The organism is Streptomyces albiaxialis (assembly GCF_039530985.1).
Classification (GTDB): domain Bacteria; phylum Actinomycetota; class Actinomycetes; order Streptomycetales; family Streptomycetaceae; genus Streptomyces; species Streptomyces albiaxialis.
Genome location: NZ_BAAAPE010000008.1, coordinates 342,590 through 360,223, shown reverse-complemented (window position 1 = coordinate 360,223; position 17,634 = coordinate 342,590). Strand labels below are relative to the sequence as shown.

Genomic DNA, 17,634 nt, shown 5'->3' with positions numbered 1-17,634 from the left:
CCGGGGGTCCCGTGACGCGTGTGGTGATCGTGGGGAACGGGATGGTCGGCGCGCGGCTCGCCGAGGAGATACGCCGCCGCGACCCGTCCGGCGCGCGCGTACGCCTCACGGTGCTCGGCGCCGAGCACCGGCCCGCGTACAACAGGGTGCTGCTGCCCTCGCTGCTCGCCGGGACGCTGACCGAGGACGATCTGGGGCTGGGGGCCCCGGGCCGGGGCGTACGGACCGGGGTCGCCGCCGTCTCCGTGGACCGCGCCGCGCGCGTCGTCGTCACGGACGGCGGGGAACGGGTCCCGTACGACCGGCTGGTGCTCGCGACGGGCGCACGCGCGGCCGTGCCGCCGCTGCCCGGCCTACTGGAGGGGAGCGGCTTCGCGCGGGGCGTCACCCCGCTGCGGACGCTCGCCGACGCGCGACGGCTGCGGATGCTCACGGACCGGGCACGACGGCACGGCGGGCGGCTGGCGGTGCTCGGCGGGGGCGTGCTGGGGCTGGAGGCGGCGCGCGCGGTGGCCGCGCGCGGGGTCGCCGTCACGGTCGTCCACCCGGCGCCGTACGTGATGGACCGCCAGCTCGACGCGGCGGGCGGCCGGGTGCTGGCCCGCGCCCTGCGCAGGACCGGCGTCGCGCTGCGGCTCGGCGGGGGAGCGGCGGGCTGGGAGCCCGGGGTCGGGCTGCGCTTGGAGGACGGCGGACTGCTGCCCGCGCAGGGCCTGCTGCTCTCCACGGGCGCCCGCGCCGAGACCGGGCTCGCCGAGGCGTGCGGGCTGGCGACGGGCCCGGCGGGCGTCACCGTCGACGCGACGCTGACCACCTCGGACCCCGCCGTGCACGCGCTCGGCGACTGCGCGTCCCTCGCGCCCGGCCTCGTCCAGCCCGGCTGGGAGCAGGCGGAGGTCCTCGCCGACCGCCTCACCGGCGCCGACCCGCATGCCCGCTACGCGGGCACGCCGCAGGTCACCCGGCTCAAGGCGGCGGGCATCGAACTCGCCTGCCTGGGCGACCCGTTGGAGGAGGGGGACGAGGGCGAGGGCGGGGACGAGGACGAGGGTGACGAGCCGGAGGTGCTGCGGCTCGAAGACCCCACCCGCGAGCGCTACACCAAGCTCGTGCTGCGCGGCGGGCGCGTCACCGGCGCCATCCTCCTCGGCGTCCCGGACGCCGCCGCCGGGCTCGTCCAGCTCTACGACCGGGGCGCGCCCGCGCCCTCCGACCGGCTCGCCCTGATGCTCGGCCGTGCGCTGCCCCCGGAGAGCGGGGGAGGACCGGCGGCGCTGCCGGACCACAGCACCGTGTGCCGGTGCAACAGCGTGACCAAGGGCGCGCTGCGGTCCGCCTGGCACGCCGGGGCGAAGTCCACGGAAGAGCTGGCCACCGCCACCCGCGCCACCACCGGCTGCGGAGGCTGCCGCGCGGCCGTGGACAAGATCGCCGCCTGGCTCGCCGAGACGGACCCCGTGCCGGGGGCCGATCCCACGTCGGGCGGCGCCGTCCAGGACCCCGTTTCCGATTCCGTTCCCGTTCTGTGAGGTCCGTATGACTACGCATCCCCAGCAGTCCCGCCTGGTCGTCGTCGGCCACGGCATGGTCGGGCACCGGCTCGTCGGCTCCCTGCTCGAACGGGACGGTGACCGGCGCTGGCGGGTCACCGTGCTCGCGGAGGAGGAGCGGCCCGCGTACGACAGGGTGGCGCTCTCCTCCCGGTTCGACGGCGCAGGCGAGGAGGAGCTGCGGCTGCCGCCGCTCCCCGACGACGGCCGTCTCGACCTGCGGCTCGGCGAACCGGCGACGGAGATCGACCGCGCGGCCCGTACGGTCACGGCCGCGTCCGGCGCGCGGTACGGCTACGACGCGCTCGTCCTCGCGACCGGCTCCCGCGCCTTCGTCCCGCCGCTGCCCGGGAGCGACGCGCCCGGCTGCCACGTCTACCGGACGCTGGACGACCTCGACGGCATCCGCCGGGCCGCCGAGGCCTCCACGACGGGGCGCGGCGTCGTCATCGGCGGCGGGCTGCTCGGCCTGGAGGCCGCCAACGCGCTGCGGCTGCTGGGTCTGGAGCCCCATGTCGTCGAGCTGGCCCCGCATCTGATGGCCGTGCAGCTCGACGAGGGCGGCGGCGCGCTGCTGGGCCGGATGGTGGGGGACCTGGGCGTCGCGGTGCACTGCGGCACGGCGACCTCGCGCGTCGTCACCGGGCCGGACGGCGGCGCGGCGACGGGCGTCGAACTGGCGGACGGCACGCGGATCGACGCGGACGTCGTGGTCTTCGCCGCGGGCGTACGGCCCCGGGACGAGCTGGCCCGCGAGAGCGGGCTCGCGCTGGGCGAACGCGGCGGCGTCGCCGTGGACCTGGGCTGCCGCTCGGTGACGGACCCGGCCGTGTGGGCGGTCGGCGAGGTCGCGGCGCCGGAGGGCGCGGGCGGGCGCCCCCTGGGGCTGGTCGCGCCCGGCTACGCGATGGCGGAGACGGTCGCGGACCGGCTGCTGGGCGGCGAGGCGGCGTTCGACGGCGCCGACACGTCCACGAAGCTGAAGCTGCTGGGCGTGGACGTCGCCTCGTTCGGGGACGCGCTGGGCCGTACGCCGGGGGCGCTGGAGGTCGTGCTGAACGACCCGGTGGCGGCCACGTACGGCAAGCTCGTCGTCTCCGACGACGCGCGCACCCTGCTCGGCGGGATCCTGGTGGGCGACGCGACGCGGTATCCGCTGCTGCGCCCGCTGGTCGGCGGCGAGCTGCCCGCCGACCCGGGCGCGCTGCTCGCGCCCGAGGGCGGCGCTCCCGGCGCGGACGGGGCGACCGGGATCGGGGCGCTGCCCGACGCCGCGCAGATCTGCAGTTGCCACGCCGTCACGAAGGGCGCGCTGCGCGAGGCCATCGGCTCCGGGGAGTGCGCCGACGTGGCCCGGCTCAAGAGCTGCACCAAGGCGGGCACCGGCTGCGGCTCCTGCGTCCCCGCCCTCAAGCAGCTCCTGGAGGCCGAGGGCGTCGAGCAGTCCCGTGCGCTGTGCGAGCACTTCGACCACTCGCGCGCCGAGCTGTACGAGATCGTCGCGGCCACCGGCATCACCACGTTCTCCGCGCTCCTCGCCGCGCACGGCAGGGGCGGGCGCGGCTGCGACGTCTGCAAGCCCGCCGTCGCCTCGATCCTCGCCTCCCGCGACAGCGCCACCCACATCCTCGACGGCGAGCACGGCGGCCTCCAGGACACCAACGACCGCCACCTCGCCAACATGCAGCGCAACGGCACCTACTCGGTCGTGCCCCGCGTCCCCGGCGGCGAGATCACCCCCGACAGGCTGATCCTCCTCGGCGAGGTCGCCCGCGACTTCGGCCTCTACACGAAGATCACCGGCGGTCAGCGCATCGACCTGCTCGGCGCCCGCCTCGAACAGCTCCCGGCGATCTGGCGGCGCCTGACGGACGCGGGCTTCGAGTCGGGGCACGCCTACGGAAAGGCTGTCCGTACGGTCAAGTCCTGCGTGGGCTCGACCTGGTGCCGCTACGGCGTGCAGGACTCGGTCGGGCTCGCCGTCGAACTGGAGCTGCGCTACCGGGGCCTGCGCGGCCCGCACAAGATCAAGGCCGGGGTCTCCGGGTGCGCCCGCGAGTGCGCCGAGGCCCGGAGCAAGGACTTCGGCATCATCGCCACCGAGCAGGGCTGGAACCTCTACGTCGGCGGCAACGGCGGCTTCACGCCCCGCCACGCCGAACTGCTCGCCGCCGACCTCGACCGCGAGACGCTCGTACGGACGGTCGACAGGTTCCTGATGTTCTACATCCGCACCGCCGACCGGCTCCAGCGCACCGCCGCCTGGATCGAGACCCTGGACGGCGGTCTCGACCATCTGCGCGCGGTGATCGTCGACGACTCGCTCGGCATCGGCGCGGAGCTGGACGCCGCGATGGCCCGGCACGTCGCCGACTACCGCGACGAGTGGCGCGGGGTCCTGGAGGACCCGGAGAAGCTGGCCCGGTTCCGCTCGTTCGTCAACGCGCCGGGGACGCCGGACCCGGCGATCGAGTTCGCCGTGGAGCGCGAGCAGCCGGTTCCGGCGCCGGGACCCGTGCCCGTCCTGCTCACCGCCCCCCTCGACCGGAAGGTGGCCACCGTATGAACCCCCTCGATCTGGCCTGGACCCCCGTCTGCGCCCTGTCCGACCTGCCGCCCGAGCAGGGCCGCGCCGCGCTGCTGCCGGACGGCACGGCCGTCGCGCTCTTCCGGCTGCACGACGGCGGGCTGTACGCGCTGGGCAACCTGGACCCCGTCTCCGGCGCGCCCGTGATGTGCCACGGCATCGTCGGGGACCGGGGCGGTGTGCCGGTGGTGACGAGCCCGCTGGGCAAGGAGCCGTTCGAGCTGGCGACCGGGAGATGCCTCGACGGGACGACGGAGGCGCGGCTGCCCGTGCACGGCGTACGGCTCACGGGCGACGGCGTGATCGAGGTGTCGCCCGCGGGAAACGCGGTGGAAACGCCCGTCGGCGCACCATGAGGGCGAGCCGCGACCGTGCCGTGAGGCCCGTAAGGAGAACCACCGAGTGACAGCCCTTCCTCCCCTGACCGGATTCACGGTCGCCGTCACCGCCGCCCGCCGGGCCGACGAGCTGGCCGCGCTGCTGGAGCGCCGGGGCGCCGACGTCGTACGGGCCCCGGCACTGCGCATCGTGCCGCTCTCCGACGACGCCCGGCTGCGCGACGCCACCCGCGAGGTGACGGCCCGGCCCCCGGACACCGTCGTCGCCACGACCGGCATCGGCTTCCGGGGCTGGATGGAGGCGGCCGACGGCTGGGGCGAGGGCGAGGCGCTGCGCGGCGTCCTCGAACGCGCCGAACTCCTCGCCCGGGGCCCCAAGGCCTGCGGCGCGATCCGGGCCGCGGGGCTGAAGGAGGCGTGGTCACCGGCGTCCGAGTCCTCGACCGAGGTCCTCGAACGCCTCCTCGGGCAGGACCTCTCCGGGCGCCGGATCGCCGTCCAGCTCCACGGCGAGCCGCTGCGCGACTTCCTCGACGCGTTGCGCGCCGCGGGGGCCGAGGTGGTGGCGGTCCCGGTGTACCGGTGGACGGGGCCCGCGGACACGGCGCCGCTCGACCGGCTGATCGACGCGGTGACCGGCGGCGCGGTGGACGCGGTGACGTTCACGAGCGCGCTGGCGGCGACGGGGCTCTTCGCGAGGGCGGAGGAGCGGGCCCGCCCGGGCCGGGGCCCGGGCGAGCCGGATGGAGTGCCGTCGGACGCGTCGCCGGGCACGTCGGCGGACGCGCTGGCCGAGGCGTTCCGGGGCGGGCGTACGCAGGCCGCGTGCGTCGGCCCGGTGACCGCCGCGCCGCTGCTCGCGCGCGGCATCCCCGCGTACTGGCCCGAACGCTTCCGCATCGGCGCCCTCGTCCGCCTGCTCTGCGAGCGCCTCCCCGCCGCGGCGCCCCGCCTGCCGGTCGCCGGGCGGCAGTTGGAGGTACGCGGCACGGCCGTCCTGCTCGACGGCGAGCCGCGCCCCGTACGGCCCGGGCCCATGGCCGTGCTCCGCGTGCTCGCGGCCCGCCCCGGCCAGGTGGTCCCGGTGACGGAGCTGCTCCCCGCGCTGCCGGGCGGCGGCGCCGACGCGCACGCCGTCGAGGCGGCGGTCGCGCGCCTGCGGAGCGCCCTGGGGGAGCCGGGCCTGGTGCAGAACGTGGTCAAACGCGGCTACCGCCTCGCGCTCGACGCGGGCGACTGCGGGTCCCCCGAGGAGGGCGCCCGGTGACGGGCGGCGGCGTCCTCCTCGTGGCGCACGGCACCCGCCACGCGGCGGGCGCCCGGACCGCACGCCGGCTCGCGGACGGCATGGCCGCGCGCCTCGGCGCCCCGGCCGCCCTCGCGTTCGCGGACGTACGGGGGCCGACCGTCGCGGAGGCCCTCGACGGGATGGCGGGGCCGGTCACGGTCGTCCCCGCGTTCCTCGCCTCCGGCTACCACGTGCGGGTGGACATCCCGGAACAGGTCCGGAGCACCGGCCGTACGGACGTGACGGTCACGCCGCCCCTCGGCTCCGGGCCCGCGCTCCTGCCCGCGCTCGTGGACCGGCTGGCGGAGGCGGGCGTACGGGACGGCGACGTGGTCGTCCTCGCCGCCGCCGGTACGTCGTCGCCGGAGGCGCGCGCGGAGGTCGAGGGCGTGGCGGCCCGCCTCGGCCGCCTCGTCGGCGGCCACGGCCCCGCGCCGGTCGGCTGGGCGGCGACCGCGGAGCCGCGCATCGAGGAGACGGTCGCGGAACTCCGCGCGTCCGGCGCACGCCGCGTCGCCGTGGCCACCTGGCTCCTCGCCCCGGGCCTCTTCGCCGACCGCGTCCGCTCCTGCGGCGCGGACGTGGTGGCCGACCCGCTGGGGGCCCACCCGGCGGTCCTCCGCCTCCTCACCGAACGAGCCCACCCACCACCCGGACCGACGAGGCCCCGCCCCTTCAGCGGGGAGGGCCAGCCGGGTTGCGGCGCGGATGCCGGTCACCTCGGCGGCGGGCGGGTGGCCGTGTGACCTGGGGGCGCGGGGAACGGCGCGCTCGGCCACGACGGCGGGGAGGGGCAGCCCGGCCGCGGCGGCGGATGCCGGTCATCTCGGCGGTGGGCGGGTGGCCGTACGCCCTGGGGGCGCGGGGAACTGCGCGAGCGGCCACGGCGAACGCGCGGCCTGCCGACGGCAGCGTGGATGCCGGTGGGGTATCGGGGGAGAGGGGACGCCCTCTTTCGCTAGGCGAGGGGCTCGTTGTGCCAGCGCCAAGCGGTGCGGTGGGGGAGGCCGGGGAGTTCGGCGCGGCCCGTGGCCCACAGGAGCAGGGGCCAGGGGGCGCCGGACAAGGGGACGTCGGGGAAGAGGCGCGCGAGGGCACGGGCGCAGAGCCCGTCCGGCGGCGTCCAGTTGAGGCCGAGCCCCTCCGCGAGGTCGTACGTGTGGACGAGGACCTCCACGAGACCCATCGCCGCTGACGCCTCCGGGCTCGCGGGCCCGTAGGCGTGATGGGCCCGGACCTCCGGCGGAGCCGTCCGCACCATGGAGACCAGCAGCGCCCCGCTCGCCTCCAGCATCTGCAGCAGCCCGGCGGGCCCGGCCGTACGGTCGGCGTGGACGGCGTTCGCGGGGCCGCCCGGCCTGCGGCTCTCCCAGAGGAAGGGGACGTCGCGGTCGAGCGGGGGCGTACGGAGGCCGAGTTGGACGGCGTACGCGAAGAGGTCGTCGGCGAGGTGCTCGACGGTCTCCCAGCAGTCCCACTCCAGCGCCCCCGCCGCCTGCCCCTCCCACGCGGCGGCCGGTGCCTCGCGGAGGGTGGCGACGGCGAGCCGCACCGCCTCGTCGAGGTCGTCAGCGGTGACGGGTCCGGGACAGGGGGCGGGGGCGGGCTCAGCCGGTGAGGAGGACATCCCGGCACCGTAGCGCGCGGCCCGGCGGCGCCGGAATCGTCAGGCGGGGCCGAAGCGGTGGCGGTAGGCGGAGGGGCTGAGGCCTGTCTCGCGGTGGAGCCGGGCGCGGAGGTTGGCGGCGGTGCCGAGGCCACTGCGGCGCGCGACGACCTCGAAGCGGGACTCGCCGCGCTCGATGAGCCGGCACGCGAGCGCGACGCGCTCCCCCGTGAGCCAGGCGAGCGGCGTCGTGCCGAGCTGCGCGCGGAAGCGCCGGTGCAGCGTCGCCGCGCTCACGGCGGCGCGGGCCGCGAGGTCGTCGACGGTCAGCGGCTCGCCGAGCCGCTCCTGCGCCCAGGCCAGCACCGGGGCCAGCGACTCGTCCGGCACGTCCGGCACGGGCCGTTCCACGAACTGCCGCTGGCCGCCGTCCCGGTGCGCGGCGAAGACCAGGCGGCGGCTGACGGCGTTGGCGGCCTCGGCCCCGTGGTCGCGCCGTACGAGATGCAGCCCGAGGTCGAGCGCCGCCGCGCTGCCCGCCGCCGTGAGGATGTCGCCGTCGTCGACGAAGAGGACGTCGGGTTCGAGTCGTACGCCGGGGAAGCGGGTGCGGAAGGCGTCCGCCCACTGCCAGTGCGCGGTGGCCCGCCGCCCCTCCAGCACTCCGGCCTCGGCGAGCGTGAAGGCGCCGCTGCAGAAGCCGACCAGCCGCGCGCCGCGCGCGTGCGCCCGCCGTACCGTCTCCAGCACGGCGGGGCGGCGCGGCACCTCGACGTCGGGCCGGTTGGGCACGATCAGCGTGTCCGCGTCCTCGGCCGCCTCCAGCCCGGCCACGCCGGTGAGCGTGAAGAACCCGTCCCGCATCAGCGTGGCGGGGTCGGGCGAGCAGAGCGCGAAGTCGTACAGCTCGCGGCCCAGCTCCCCGGTGCGGCGCAGGCCGAAGACCTCGGTCGCGCAGCCGAGTTCGAACGGATTCGAGTTCGCGTCGACGATCACGACGACCCGATGCAAGGATTCTTGCGCCATATGCGATTTCTAGCACTAGCGGACAGATGTATCAGGCCGGAGCATATGTGCATGAGCAACGAACCGGTAGCCCTCGATCACGCGCTGAGCACCTTCGACGCCCTGTGGAGCCCCCGTGTGATCACCCAGGTCAACGACTACGACGTGCGCGTCGCCAAGGTCGAGGGCGAGCACGTGTGGCATGTACACGAGCACACGGACGAGTTCTTCCTCGTCCTGCGCGGCGAGTTGGACATCGCGCTGCGCGACGCCGACGGCGAACGGCACGTCACCCTGCCCCGGGGCTCCGTCTTCACGGTCCCGCGCGGCACGGAGCACAAGCCGTCCGCCCCGGACGGCGCCGCGATCCTCATGTTCGAACCCACCGGCACCCTCTCCGTCGGCGACCGCCACGAGGACGTCCCGTCCCACGTGGACGTCACACCGGGGCACGCCCTGTGACCTGCCGCACCGCCGCCGCCAGCGCCGCGAGCGCCACCAGCGCGCACACGCCCCACCACCCCACCGCGGCGTACGTCCGGGCCCCGAGCCAGGAGCCGACCGTGCCGCCCAGGTAGGAGCAGGTCATGAAGGCGGTGGTGAGGCGGGAGCGGATCTCGGGGCGCAGGCCGTAGAGGCGGACGGTGTTGGCGATCGTGCCGGACTGCATGCCGACGTCGAGCAGCAGCGTGCCCAGCACCAGCGCCGCCAGGCCCCAGGTGCCGCCCGCCCCGCCGAGCGCGAGGACGCCCGCTCCCGCGGCCACCGCCGCGGCGCACGCCAGGCCGACCACGTCCGAGCCCCGGCGGTCGGTGAGGCGCCCGGCGAGCGGAGTGCACAGCATGGTCCCCGCGTTGACGAACGCGAGCGCCCCGACCGCCGTCGCGCCCCTCCCGTACGCGGGCCCCGTCAGCAGCAGCGCCACGCTCGTCCACACGGCCGAGAAGCCGCCGAAGACCAGGGCCTGGCAGAAGCAGGAGCGGCGCAGGGCCGGTTCGGTGCGCAGCAGGCGCAGGGGCTGTGCGAGGAGGGAGGCCACACGTACGTTCTCCGCGCCCGGAGGCCTTCCGCCGCGCGGCAGCGCCCGCGCCGGCACCGCCGCCAGCAGCAGCGTGACCACGCCCATGAGCACGTACGGCGCCCGCCAGCCCAGCCATTCGCCGAGCGTCGCGCCGAGCGTGCGGGAGAGCAGGATGCCGCCGATGGTGCCGCTGGCCAGGGTGCCGCTGACCGTTCCGTGCCGCTCCCTCGGCACCATCCCGGCCACCATCGGGCCGACGAGCGGCGCGATCACCGTCGTCGTGCCGACGAGGGCGCCCGCGGCGACCAGCGGCGGCAGCCCCGGCGCGGCGCCCGCCGCGAGCAGGCCCGTGCCGGTGAGCGCGAGCAGCGTCACGAGCAGCGGGCGGTACGCGAACCGGTCGCCGAGCGGCACCAGCAGCAGGATCCCCGCCGTGTAGCCGAACTGCGCCGCCGTGACCGCGAGCGTCGCCCGGCCCGGCGGGATCCCCAGCCCGTCGGCGATCAACGGGCTGACCGCCTGCGGGAAGTAGACATTGCCCACGGCCACCCCGCAGGTCACGGCCAGGAGGAACAGCATGCCCCGGCCCGGTCCGCCCGCCCCGCCGTCCCCGGTGCTCTGTGCCGGGGTCTCCGTCCGCGTCGTCATCTCAGCCCACCGGCCCGCCCGCGACATGCAGCACCTGCCCCGAGACGAACCCCGCCCCGTCGCTCACCAGGAACGAGGCCGCGTGCGCGACGTCCTCGGGCTGCCCGACCCGGCCGACCGGAACGGCCCGTTCGGCCCTGCTCCGGTACTCCTCGAAGTCCAGCCCGAGCCGCCGCGCCGACTCCCGGGTCATGGCGCTCACCACGAAGCCGGGCGCGAGGGCGTTGGCCGTGATGCCGTGCGGCCCGAGTTCGAGGGCGAGAGTCTTGGTGAAGCCGATCAGCCCGGCCTTCGCGCTGGCGTAGCCGATACGGCCCGCGTCCCCGGCGGCGGAGACGCTGGAGACGTTGACGACGCGGCCCCAGCCCGCCTCCGTCATGTGCGGCACGACGGCCCTCGTGGCGAAGAACGCCCCGCGCAGATTGACGCCCAGCACCGCGTCCCACTGCTCGGTCGCCGTGTCCACCAGCGCCGAACGGTGGGCGAAGCCCGCGTTGTTGACCAGCACCGTCGGCGGCCCCAGCGCCGCCGCGATCCGCGCGACGGCGCCGGTGACCGCGGCCTCGTCCGCGACGTCCGCGCCGACGCCCGTCGCCCGGCCGCCCGAGGCGGTGATCGCGTCGACGGTGGCGGCGCAGTCCTCCTCGCGCCGGTCGACCACCCCCACCGCGAACCCGTCCCCTGCCAGCCGTCCGGCCGTCGCGGCGCCGATGCCGCCGGCCCCTCCCGTCACGATCGCCGTCCGCGTACGCTGCCGGGTGAAGTCATCCGTCATGCGTCGCAGTTCACGGCAGCCCGGCGCGGCTGCCAAAGGATGTAGCCCGGGGCTAAATGATCAGCTTTCTGCTCGGCGTCGACGGGCTCGCGAACACCCGGTTCGTGATGTCGCCCCTGCACGAGACCGTGTGCAGCCTCCGCGCTCTGGACGACCCGGGCCGCTATCCGCTGCACGCCGCCTGGCGCCGCGAGGCCCTGCGCGCCCTGCCCCCGGACGACGCCCGCGCGCTGCTCGCCCTGGTCGGGCACCAGCACAGCCTGCCCGACTTCCTCACCCCGCGCCCCGCGGTCTTCGCACCGTCCGTCGAGGACCAGTTGGCGGCCGTACGGGCCACGCCGCCGGACACCGTGCGCCGCGACCTGCTGCTGACGCACGCCCCGCGCCCGCTGCCCGCGCCGCTGCGCCGGGCCCTGGAGCCCGGCGAGGCGCCCGTACGCGCGCTGGTCGAGGACCTGTGCGCGCTCCTCCTGCGCCACTGGCGGGCCGCGGTCGAGCCGTACTGGCCGCGGATGCGGCTCGCGCTGGAGTCCGACATCACCTACCGCGCCCGGCTGCTGGCCACGGGCGGCGCGCGGGGGCTCTTCACCGGACTGCACCCCAACCTGCGCTGGGACGGGGCGCCGCACGCCCTGCACATCGACCGGATGATCAGCCGGCACAGCGTCGCGGTGGGCGACGAGGGGCTGCTCCTCATCCCGACGGTCTTCGCCTTCAAGCCCTGCTCGCCGGTCAGCCCCGAGGACCCGCCGGTGCTGAACTACCCCTCGCGGGGCATCGCGACGATCTGGGAGAGGGAGTCCGCGCCCGAGCCCGGGTCCGGGCCCGTCTCGCCGGCCCTGACCTCGCTCCTCGGCGAGGCCAGGGCGAGGCTGCTCGGCATGCTCGGCGACCCGCTCCCGACCGTCGAGCTGGCCCGCCGCCTCGACGTGACGCCGAGCGCCGTCTCCCAGCACCTGCGGGTCCTGCGCACCACGGGCCTGGTGACCGGCGTCCGGGACGGGCGGCATGTGCTGTACCGCCGCAGCGACCTGGGCGACGAGCTGATGACCGACCGCCTGGCGGGCGCGCGCTGACCGGCCGCCTGGCGGGCGCGCGCTGACCGACCGCCTCGCGGGGGCGCTCACGCCTCCGTGGCCGCCCGGTCCCGGCGTCCCGTCACGTACGCCTCCGGGTCCGCCAGCGTCGCCCGCGTCGCGGACTGGGCCGCGCCCCGGGCGGGGGCCTCGCGGCCGAGGGTTCCGGCGAGCACGGGGACGGGGGACCAGCGCGCGGTGAGGACGCGGGCGGCCAGCTCGTCCTCCAGCGGCGGGCGCAGCCAGGGCTCCAGCAGGGCGTAGTCCCCGCCCAGCACGACGGCGGGCACGCCCACCGCGTTGACGACCGAGGCCAGGGCCGTTCCCAGCAGGCGGCCCGAGGTCCGTACGGCGCCGACGGCGCGCGCGTCGTCCGCCTCCAGGCGCGGGACCAGCTCACCGGCCCCGGCACCCGCCGCCCGCTGCACGGCCTCGCGGCCCGCGACCGTCTCCAGGCAGCCGCGCGCCCCGCAGCGGCAGCGGGCCCCCGCGTCCGTCGGGTCGACGCAGACGTGCCCGATCTCGCCCGCGAAGCCGTGGCTGCCGGGGAAGAGCGCGCCGTCGACGACCAGGCCCGCGCCGACGCCGATCTCGCCCGAGACGTACAGGAAGTCCCGCAGCCCCGGGTGGCCGCCGGTCCACAGCTCGGCGCAGGCCGCGAGGTCCGCCTCGTTCGCGGCGGAGACGGGGAGCCCGTCGAGGGAGTCGGGCAGGGGGACGTCGCGCCAGCCGAGGTTGGGCGCCGCGCGGACGACGCCCGTCGCCGCCTCGACCAGGCCCGGCACGGCCAGGGCCACCCCGCTGACCGGGATCCCGTCGGCCGCCGCGCGGCCCAGCTCCGTACGGGCCGCCCCGCACGCCCGGTCGAGCACCCGCGCCGGATCCTCGCCCCGGTGGTCGCCGGGCAGCGTGCGGTACGTACGGACGCGGCCCGCGAGGTCCACCAGGCAGAGGGCCAGATGGTCCACGCCGATCTCGACGCCCAGGCCGTGCGGCCCGGTGGGGGAGAGGGAGAGCGCCGTCGCGGGGCGGCCCCGGCCGGAGGGGCGCGGCTGCGGCCCCGTCTCGGCGAGGACGTCGGCCGACAGCAGCCGCTCGACCAGCATCGAGACGGTCGTCTTGGTGAGCCCCGTGCGCTCGGCGATGCCCGCGCGCGAGATGCCGGGGGAGGCGGCGACGGTCTCCAGGACCAGCGCGGAGTTGTGCCGCCGGATGTCGTTCTGGCCTACGGGCGAGGACATTTGACGTTGCGCCTCCGTTGACGTGCCGCGCTCACCGATGTTTTAGTCCAGCCATCAAACTAATACCTTGACGCCTCGACGAGCGAAGGGTGTGCGCATGTCGTTCGAACCCAGCACGGCGGACCGGTTCAGCTTCGGACTGTGGACGGTCGGATGGCGCGCCGTCGATCCCTTCGGCGAGGCCACCCGCCCGCCGCTCGACCCGGCCGAGGCCGTGCACCGGCTGGCGGAACTCGGCGCGTGGGGCGTGACGTTCCACGACGACGACCTCATCCCCTTCGGCGCCGACGACACCGAGCGGGAGCGCCGGATCGCGCGCTTCCGCGAGGCCCTCGACGCGACCGGGATGGTCGTCCCGATGGCGACCACCAACCTCTTCACCCACCCCGTCTTCAAGGGCGGCGCCCTCACCAGCAACGACCGCGACATCCGCCGCTTCGCCCTGCGCAAGGTCATGCGGAACATGGACCTGGCCGCCGAACTCGGCGCCCGTACGTATGTGCTGTGGGGCGGCCGCGAGGGCTCGGAGACCGACGCGGGCATCGACGTACGGGCGGCCCTGGACCGGTACGCGGAGGGCATCGACACCCTCGCCCAGTACACCCTCGACCAGGGCTACGACCTGCGGCTCGCCCTCGAACCCAAGCCGAACGAGCCGCGCGGCGACATCCTGCTCCCCACCATCGGCCACGCCCTCGCCTTCATCTCCCGCCTCCAGCACCACGAGCGCGTCGGCGTGAACCCCGAGGTCGGCCACGAGCAGATGGCCGGGCTCAACTACGTGCACGGCATCGGCCAGGCCCTCTGGTCCGGCAAGCTCTTCCACCTCGACCTCAACGGCCAGCGCGGCCCCCGCTACGACCAGGACCTCGTCTTCGGCCACGGCGACCTGCTCTCCGCCTTCTTCACCGTCGACCTGCTGGAGCACGGCGGCTACGACGGCTCCCGGCACTTCGACTACAAGCCGCTGCGCACCGAGGACGCCGACGGCGTCTGGGCCTCGGCCGCCGCCAACATGCGCAGCTATCTGATCCTCCGCGAGCGCGCCCGCGCCTTCCGCGCCGACCCCGAGGTGCGCGAGGCCCTGAGCGCGGCCCGCGTCGGCGAGCTGTCCGTCCCCACCCTCGACCCGGGCGAGACGCCCGCCCAATTGGCCGCCGACAAGACCGCGTTCGAGGACTTCGACCCCGAAGCGGCTGCCGAGCGCGGCGGTGGTTTCGTACGCTTGTCCCAGCTCGCCCTCGACCACCTCACCGGAGCACGCGCACAGTGACACGGCACCTCGTCGCGGGGATCGACTCCTCGACCCAGTCATGCAAGATCGTCGTCCGCGACGCCGCCGACGGCAGCCTCGTACGGGAGGGCAAGGCGCCCCACCCCGACGGCACCGAGGTCGATCCGCACGCCTGGCTGCGGGCGCTGCGCGCCGCCGCGGCCGGGGCCGGCGGGCTCGCCGACGTCGAGGCCGTGTCCGTCGCCGGGCAGCAGCACGGCATGGTCTGCCTGGACGAGGACGGCGAGGTCGTGCGTCCTGCGCTGCTCTGGAACGACAACCGCTCGGCGGACGCCGCCCGTTCGCTCGTCGCCGAGCTGGGCGAGGAGGCGTGGGCGGAGGCCGTCGGCAGCCTGCCCGTGGCCTCGTTCACCGTCTCCAAGCTGCGCTGGCTCGCCGAGCACGAGCCGAAGGAGGCGGCGCGCACGGCCGCCGTCGCACTGCCGCACGACTGGCTGACCTGGCAGCTCGCGGGAGCGGACGGGTTTGAGGCGCTCACCACCGACCGCAGCGACGCCAGCGGCACCGGCTACTGGTCGCCCGCCGAGGGCGGCTACCGCCGCGACCTGCTCACCCGCGCCCTCGGCCACGACGCCGCGCTGCCCCGCGTCGTCGGCCCCCGCGAGACCGCCGCCCGGCTGCCGGGCACCGGCGCGGCGCTGGCCCCGGGCGCCGGGGACAACGCCGCCGCCGCGCTCGGCGTCGGCGCCCGTACGGGCGATGTGGTGGTCTCCATCGGCACCTCCGGCACGGTCTTCGCCGTCACCGGCCGCCCCACCGCCGACCCGAGCGGCACCGTCGCCGGGTTCGCGGACGCCGCGGGCGGCTTCCTGCCGCTGGTGTGCACGCTCAACGCCGCACGGGTCCTGGAGGCCACCGCGCGGCTCCTCGGCGTCGGCCTGGAGGAGCTGTCCGAGCTGGCGCTCTCCGCCCCGGCGGGCGCCGACGGGCTCGTGGTCGTCCCGTACCTGGAGGGTGAACGCACCCCCGCGCGCCCCGACGCCACCGGCGCCGTCCACGGCCTCACGCTCGCCACCTCGGGCCCCGCCCACCTCGCCCGGGCGGCCGTCGAGGGCCTGCTGTGCGGGCTCGCCGACGGGCTCGACGCGATGGTCGCGCTCGGCGTGGAGTGCCGCCGCGTGGTGCTCGTCGGCGGCGGCGCGCGCAGCGAGGCCGTACGCCGGATCGCGCCCGGCGTCCTCGGCCGCCCCGTCGTCGTCCCGCCCCCGGGCGAGTACGTCGCGGACGGCGCGGCCCGCCAGGCGGCCTGGATCCTCGACGGCGGAGAGACCCCGCCCGACTGGTCCGCGACCACGGGCGCCACGCGCTACGAGGCGGACCCGACGCCCCACGTCCGCGACCGGTACGCGGAGGCACGGGAGCTGGTGCTGAGCGCCCTGTAGGGGGCGCGGTGCGGAGAAGCGGGGCGTGCGCCGTATGGGGTCCGCTATGTGGACGCCCCCTGCACTCCGCCAGGAGCCATGTGCCATACTCCTGGCCAGGTCACGAGCGACAGCGATCAAGGCCCCGGCCCGCTGTCCGGCAACCCTCCGTCCGTGGCGGGGTGCCCCGGGTGATGACCAGGCCGTAGGACAGCAAGGTCCGCGGCAAGCGCGGATCCCTCGCGCCAGGGGTCCTGGTCTATCGAGGGAGTTCCCCGTGAGCAAGCGAATGCGATAGGGCCGCAGGCCCCTTCTCCGTCACGTCGTCACGTCGTCACGCCTTTCTCTCACCACGCGGAGTTCCGTCATGCCGTTCGCCACCCCTTTTGCCGCCGTTTCCGTTGATTCCTCCACGAATGCGTCCGCCGAGTCCTGTACGCCGGTCCTGCCCGTCCTCGGCCGCGACGTCACCGTCCCGCTCGTGACCGGCGGCGAGGTCACCTACGCCGCGCTCGACCACGCCGCCAGCGCGCCCGCGCTCCAGCGGGTCTGGGACGACGTCGCCGCGTACGCGCCGTACTACGGCAGCGTCCACCGGGGCGCCGGGTACCTCTCCCAGCTCTCCACCGACCTGTTCGAGCAGAGCAGGCGGGCCGTCGCCGAGTTCCTGGGGTGCCGGGAGGACGACGAGGTCGTCTTCACCCGGGCCACGACGGACTCCCTCAACCTCCTCGCCTCCGCCCTGCCCGCCGGGACCCGGGTGTTCGTGTTCGAGACCGAGCACCACGCCTCGCTGCTGCCGTGGCGCGGCCACGACGTGACGTACCTCGACGCGCCCCGCTCGCCCGAACAGGCCGTCGCCACGCTGGAGGAGGCCCTGCACGCGGCGCCCGCCGGGCCCAAGCTCGTGTGCGTGACCGGCGCGTCCAACGTCACCGGCGAGATCTGGCCCGTCCGCGAACTGACCGCCGCCGCGCACCGGCACGGCGCCCGCCTCGTCCTCGACGCCGCGCAGCTCGCCCCGCACCGCCCGGTGGACGTGAGCGAACTCGACGTGGACTGGGTCGCCTTCTCCGGTCACAAGCTGTACGCGCCGTTCGGCGCCGGGGTCCTCGCCGGGCGCGCCGACTGGCTGCGTGCCGCCGAGCCGTACCTCGCGGGCGGCGGCGCCAGCCGTACGGTCGCGCGGCGCGAGGACGGCGGCGTCGACGTCGAGTGGCACACGAACGCGGCGCGGCACGAGGCCGGTTCGCCGAACGTCATCGGCGCGTACGCCATCGCCTCCGCGTGCGGGGCCCTGCGGGCGGCGGGCTTCGAACGTCTCGTGGCCCGCGAGGAGGAGCTGCTGGCGCGGCTGCGCGCCGGGCTCGCCGAGGTCCCCGAGGTCACGGTCCTCTCCCTGTTCGGGGACGACGCCGACCGGGTCGGCGTGCTCTCCTTCGTCGTCGAGGGCTGGAACAGCTCGCACTTCGCCGCCGCGCTCTCCGCCGAGCACGGTATCGGTGTACGGGACGGCCTCTTCTGCGCTCACCCGTTGCTGCGCACGCTGCTGGGGGCGGAGTCGGGCGCCGCCGGCGAGTGCGGGGCGCCGGACGCCGCCGCGGGGGCCGTGTCCCTCAACGCGATCCGCGTGAGCTTCGGCGTCGGCACGCCGGACGAGCATGTCTCCCGCTTTGTCTCGGCGGTACGGGAATTGGTGCGGAACGGTGCGAAGTGGTCCTACCGGACCGAGGCCGGGCGTTGCGTTCCGGCTCCGGCTGCCGCGGAGTAGGCCCTGCGCCTTCGCCGCCGCTGCCGAGTGCGGACGACCGCATGTGCGGAGCAGAGCTTGCCCCTCTGCCGCC

The 17,634-nt window shown here is 76.1% G+C and carries 15 protein-coding genes and 1 riboswitch; of the genes, 10 read left to right on the top strand and 5 right to left on the bottom strand.

Features of this window, described 5'->3' with window-relative positions; genetic code table 11:
- The first annotated feature begins 20 nt into the window (after nt 1–20).
- Genes ABD343_RS17805 through ABD343_RS17785 form a run of 5 tightly spaced genes read left to right on the top strand, consistent with a single transcriptional unit; the run spans nt 21 to nt 6,509 of the window.
- A complete protein-coding gene (locus tag ABD343_RS17805) occupies nt 21–1,529 on the top strand; it encodes an FAD-dependent oxidoreductase (protein ID WP_344529211.1) in 1,509 nt (502 codons plus the stop codon).
- Between the two features lie 7 nt (nt 1,530–1,536).
- Nucleotides 1,537–4,116, top strand: coding sequence for a nitrite reductase large subunit NirB (gene nirB / locus ABD343_RS17800; RefSeq protein ID WP_344529209.1), 2,580 nt, complete (start codon nt 1,537–1,539; stop codon nt 4,114–4,116).
- On the top strand, nt 4,113–4,493 hold the full coding sequence (gene nirD, locus ABD343_RS17795) for a nitrite reductase small subunit NirD (RefSeq protein ID WP_344529207.1): 381 nt from the start codon (nt 4,113–4,115) through the stop codon (nt 4,491–4,493). The genes nirB and nirD overlap by 4 nt, the downstream gene beginning before the upstream one ends.
- A gap of 46 nt (nt 4,494–4,539) precedes the next feature.
- Complete coding sequence (locus ABD343_RS17790; protein WP_344529205.1) at nt 4,540–5,742, top strand: uroporphyrinogen-III synthase; 1,203 nt, start codon at nt 4,540–4,542, stop codon at nt 5,740–5,742.
- Nucleotides 5,739–6,509, top strand: coding sequence for a sirohydrochlorin chelatase (locus tag ABD343_RS17785; protein WP_344529203.1), 771 nt, complete (start codon nt 5,739–5,741; stop codon nt 6,507–6,509). The genes ABD343_RS17790 and ABD343_RS17785 overlap by 4 nt, the downstream gene beginning before the upstream one ends.
- A gap of 212 nt (nt 6,510–6,721) precedes the next feature.
- On the opposite strand, the gene ABD343_RS17780 is transcribed toward ABD343_RS17785, so the two are convergent.
- Nucleotides 6,722–7,390, bottom strand: a complete 669-nt coding sequence (locus tag ABD343_RS17780) for a maleylpyruvate isomerase N-terminal domain-containing protein (RefSeq protein ID WP_344529201.1) — start codon at nt 7,388–7,390, stop codon at nt 6,722–6,724.
- A 39-nt stretch (nt 7,391–7,429) separates the two neighbouring features.
- Entirely contained in the window at nt 7,430–8,395 is a 966-nt protein-coding gene (locus tag ABD343_RS17775; RefSeq protein ID WP_344529199.1) for a GlxA family transcriptional regulator, read from the bottom strand.
- Between the two features lie 51 nt (nt 8,396–8,446).
- Between ABD343_RS17775 and ABD343_RS17770 the strand changes: the two genes are divergently transcribed.
- The gene (locus ABD343_RS17770) at nt 8,447–8,836 is read left to right on the top strand and encodes a cupin domain-containing protein (protein ID WP_344529197.1); all 390 of its coding nucleotides are present in this window, start codon (nt 8,447–8,449) and stop codon (nt 8,834–8,836) included.
- Here the strand turns inward: ABD343_RS17770 and ABD343_RS17765 are convergent.
- Together ABD343_RS17765 and fabG are read right to left on the bottom strand one after the other, a co-directional pair.
- Nucleotides 8,814–10,043: an MFS transporter gene (locus tag ABD343_RS17765; protein ID WP_344529195.1), complete on the bottom strand. Its 1,230-nt coding sequence runs from the start codon at nt 10,041–10,043 to the stop codon at nt 8,814–8,816. The genes ABD343_RS17770 and ABD343_RS17765 overlap by 23 nt on opposite strands.
- Nucleotide 10,044: 1 nt before the next feature.
- Entirely contained in the window at nt 10,045–10,818 is a 774-nt protein-coding gene (gene fabG, locus ABD343_RS17760; RefSeq protein ID WP_344529193.1) for a 3-oxoacyl-ACP reductase FabG, read from the bottom strand.
- Nucleotides 10,819–10,874: 56 nt separating this feature from the next.
- Here fabG and ABD343_RS17755 point away from each other — a divergent pair, with 56 nt between their 5' ends.
- Entirely contained in the window at nt 10,875–11,894 is a 1,020-nt protein-coding gene (locus ABD343_RS17755; RefSeq protein ID WP_344529191.1) for an ArsR/SmtB family transcription factor, read from the top strand.
- Between the two features lie 47 nt (nt 11,895–11,941).
- On the opposite strand, the gene ABD343_RS17750 is transcribed toward ABD343_RS17755, so the two are convergent.
- Nucleotides 11,942–13,135 (bottom strand): ROK family protein, encoded by a 1,194-nt coding sequence (locus ABD343_RS17750; protein ID WP_344529189.1) that lies wholly within the window; start codon nt 13,133–13,135, stop codon nt 11,942–11,944.
- A gap of 97 nt (nt 13,136–13,232) precedes the next feature.
- Here ABD343_RS17750 and xylA point away from each other — a divergent pair, with 97 nt between their 5' ends.
- The 3 genes from xylA (at nt 13,233) to ABD343_RS17735 (ending at nt 17,561) form a co-directional block, all read left to right on the top strand.
- Entirely contained in the window at nt 13,233–14,408 is a 1,176-nt protein-coding gene (gene xylA / locus ABD343_RS17745) for a xylose isomerase (RefSeq protein ID WP_344529187.1), read from the top strand.
- Nucleotides 14,405–15,811, top strand: a complete 1,407-nt coding sequence (gene xylB, locus ABD343_RS17740; RefSeq protein WP_344529185.1) for a xylulokinase — start codon at nt 14,405–14,407, stop codon at nt 15,809–15,811. The genes xylA and xylB overlap by 4 nt, the downstream gene beginning before the upstream one ends.
- A gap of 98 nt (nt 15,812–15,909) precedes the next feature.
- A riboswitch (SAM riboswitch) is annotated at nt 15,910–16,028 on the top strand.
- 129 nt (nt 16,029–16,157) lie between these two features.
- Nucleotides 16,158–17,561: an aminotransferase class V-fold PLP-dependent enzyme gene (locus ABD343_RS17735; protein ID WP_344529183.1), complete on the top strand. Its 1,404-nt coding sequence runs from the start codon at nt 16,158–16,160 to the stop codon at nt 17,559–17,561.
- Nucleotides 17,562–17,634 lie beyond the last annotated feature (73 nt).